Raw genomic sequence first — 3,628 nt, forward strand, 5'->3', positions numbered from 1 at the left:
ATTATTGCTTGTGGGGAGTAGGGGTTGGGCTTCTCGCCCGCCCGCAACGGGCAAGATGCCCGTTCCACAAGAAATATTATTGCTTGTGGGGAGTAGGGGTTGGGCTTCTCGCCCGCCCGCAACGGGCAAGATGCCCGTTCCACAAGAAATATGATGATTTGTGGGGAGTAGGGGCTGGGCTTCTAGCCGGCCCGCAACGGGCAAGATGCCCGTTCCACAAGAAATATTATTGCTTGTGGGGAGTAGGGGTTGGGCTTCTAACCCGCCCGCAACGGGCAAGATGCCCGTTCCACAAGAAATATGATGATTTGTGGGGAGTAGGGGTTGGGCTTCTAGCCCGCCTGTTAAACCCTCATTTATATTAGTAGAAACAATCGGATTTTGAGCCAATCCTGACAGCAAAAAACCCATCAACGGCTGACACCGATCGCCACAAGCGCCATAAAATTCTCCCTGTATCTTATCGCCAGATGGTGGCCCCCACCAAAACTCAGCCATTGCCAGCGGTTTCAGATGGTGTACTGCCGCGTAGTGGAGCAATTTTGGCGCGCAACAGTCGCCGGTGCCAGTGGGAATAGAATTTGTTGGCATCAATGAGGAGATGGAGCTCGATTTCCCCAAAAAATTCATCAGAGTGTAAGCCGCGTGCATTTGCGTTTGAAGTTCGCGGGAAAGTTCTTTTCGCTGCTGTTTTAGCGCCCGCATCCGTCGATCCGCAGCTTCAATTAATTGTTTTAGGGGCTGCAATGTTTCATCCCGCTGTCGTTTCAATTGTCTGCGTTCAATTTTCTCCAAACGGCTTTCTTGATTCAGTTGTTCCAGGGCAATTTCTAGTGTTTCTGCTGTGAGAGTTTGACACAGTAACTGGCGTTTTTCGTCTCGCTGCTGCTTGCAATTGCGATGCCGATCGCTCAAAACTTGCATTTGCACTTCAAACTCCCGAAATAAGGCTTCATACTCTTGTCGCTGCGGGAGTTGATTCAGTGCAATAAGTTCCTGTTTCATCTCCTCCAATTGAGTTAAGGTGCGGGCTTCCTCGAAAGCCACACGAGCTCGTCCCGGAATCGGTGGCACCCAGCCTTCAACAATGCTGCAACCATTCAGCAGCCCGGAAAATGCTTTGAGTATCCCCTGTTCCCCCGAAGGCCTCTCCACCAGTAATATGCCGTACATCTTCCCTTCGCGATCGTAGGAATCGTCAGCCGCCAGGTACTGCATCAAACCCCGCGCGAGATCCTCGGACATTCGAGTGCGCGGCAGTCTCAGCAGCTCGCCACTTTGAGGACAACGGCCTTCGTACCAATAATTCGGCTGCGAGTCGATCGACTCCCAATGACAGTCCGTGACATCTAAAAGCGCGTAAAATTCTAACATATTAAATTTGGTTTGAAATCTGAATTAGGACATATCTGCTTGTATCCTGGATGCTTTCGGTCAATCTATTTTAGATTTTAGATTTTAGATTTTAGATTTTAGATTTAAGCATTGACTTGCGCGAGATAAATTCGGGGGGCAAGTTTCATCGGATACAGGTTTTTTATTTCTGGGTCCTGAGTCTGCTTTCGGAATGAATCCGGGGGCTTGTATCCTGGATGCTTGATTGTCAATCTAAAATCTAAAATCTAAAATCTAAAATCGACTGACCGTATCTTACAGGGGTGTACCGAAAGTGGGAAGGGTGCATAATTTTATACCTACTATAATTAAGTAAAAATGATTGGTCGCACCAAGCCTGATATGCTAAATTTGTTTCCAAACAGCAGCGAGATTAAGAAAAGCATAAGTTAATATATAAGACCGCAAGCTTGTTATCCCACTAAATTTTTTATGTGCAAGGCGTATGCCAGACCTCTCGACTTCGGCTCCTGAAAACTCCTCAAACCCCCAACCAGCTCTGCTGCCGCCGATTTTAAGAATTTTTGCAGCATTTCCAGATTACGATCGGGGCAATAGATTGTACGCCGCAGGAAGGTACGAAGCGGCAGTCCTTTGCTACGGAAAAGCGGTTCAAATTAAGCCGGACTGGGCCAGGGCGTGGCTGAATCTGGGCAAAGCTTACAAGCAACTGCATTCCTACGCAGAAACCGTAGCCTGCGCCGATCGAGCTACAGCAATTAATCCCGAAGAATACTGGGCTTGGATGCTGCGCGGCACAGGGCTGTTAAGTTTGCAAAATCACTCAGAAGCGATCGCGGCTTTCGACACCGCAATTCAAATCAATTCAGAAAAGCACGAAGCTTGGTATCAGCGAGGCAGAGTTTTAGAGGAATTGCAGCAGTGGGATGCAGCCGCAACCTGTTACAAAAAAGCAACCCAACTTCATCCGAATTTGCCCGCCATGTGGTATCGGCAAGGCAATGTGTTGGTTCAAGCGGAGCGTTACCCTGAAGCCGTGGCGGCTTTTGAGCGCGCGCTGAAACTCGTCCCGACTAATTGGGAAGCTTGGCTGAACCGAGGTTTGGCTTTGATGAAAGCCGAACGCTACGCTGAAGCTGTAACTTCTTACGATCGCGCCATTCAACTGCAACCACAAAATAGTCTGGCTTGGTTCAATCGCGGCATTGCTTCAGCAAAATTGCACAAATATGCAGAAGCGGTGACAGCTTACGATCGCGTACTGCAAATGCAGCCCAACGACTGCGAAGCTTGGTTTTATAAAGGAATGGCTCTCAAACACCAGTGGGCCGACGCGGCAATTGCTTGTTTCGATCGGGCAATTCAAATTAACTCTTTTTATCCCGAAGCATGGATCGGGCGCGGTCAAACACTGTCAGAATCGAGAGATTTTGAAGGGGCGATCGCTGCTTTTGACCAAGCCATTCAAATTAATCCGAATTTTCCCGAAGCTTGGCTGGGTAGAGGCATCGCCCTAGCAGGATTGGAACGGTACAAAGAGGCAATTATCGCTTACAGCAATGCCCTACAAATTGAAGGTAATTTTCTAGAAGCTTGGAACTTGCGAGGCGAAGCTTTGGAAAAATTGCAGCAATACGAAGAAGCGATCGCCTGTTTTGATAAAGTAATCTCTCTGACTTCAGAAGCAGAAATTACATCAAAAGTAGGCTTGCAACAAGGCGCAGCGCTGGAAAAATTGCAGCGTTACGAAGAAGCCGTCGCAGCTTACAACCGCGTAATTAAAATCGTGCCCGACAATTTTGAAGCTTGGTTGAAACGCGGCAACGCTTTGTCAAAATTGCAGCAGTACGAACAAGCTCTAGCATCATACGATCGAGCAATTACTATCTGGCCGGATAACTATCAAGGCTGGGTACAGCGAGGTCTGATCCTAGGGGAAATGCAGAACTATTCCCAAGCACTCGTCGCTTTTGACCAAGTGATTCAACTCAAGCCAGACAACTGGGAAGCTTGGGCGCAGCGGGGCGACGTTTTGCAAAAATTGCAGCGAACTCAAGATGCCATTAGCTCTTACGGAGTCGCCCTCGAAATCAAACCCGATTACTACGAAGCTTTAGTTAGTCGAGAAGAATTGAGACTCAAGGGCGCGATGTCAGGAAAGTGGTAAGGAATGAGAATTAAATAACTTACAATGCGTGATGGTTCTTGTGGGATGGGCGTCCCGCCCGCCCTTTCTGGACGGGCGGGACGCCCATCCCACAATAACAATTAA

The 3,628-nt window shown here is 48.4% G+C and carries 2 protein-coding genes; one reads left to right on the top strand and one right to left on the bottom strand.

Annotated elements, in window-relative coordinates:
* The coding region (locus QUB35_RS38380; protein WP_333148236.1) for an RluA family pseudouridine synthase at positions 1-1,374 on the bottom strand (1,374 nt) is incomplete at its 3' end.
* A gap of 466 nt (positions 1,375-1,840) precedes the next feature.
* Between QUB35_RS38380 and QUB35_RS38385 the strand changes: the two genes are divergently transcribed.
* Positions 1,841-3,523, top strand: a complete 1,683-nt coding sequence (locus tag QUB35_RS38385) for a tetratricopeptide repeat protein (RefSeq protein WP_333148238.1) — start codon at positions 1,841-1,843, stop codon at positions 3,521-3,523.
* Positions 3,524-3,628 lie beyond the last annotated feature (105 nt).

The sequence above is a fragment of the Microcoleus sp. B13-B6 genome (genome assembly GCF_036705405.1).
GTDB lineage: Bacteria > Cyanobacteriota > Cyanobacteriia > Cyanobacteriales > Microcoleaceae > Microcoleus.

Bases quoted from the DNA above. Each gene is read 5' to 3' on its own strand.
- QUB35_RS38385 (WP_333148238.1), top strand. From the start codon at position 1,841: ATGCCAGACCTCTCGACTTCGGCTCCTGAAAACTCCTCAAACCCCCAA.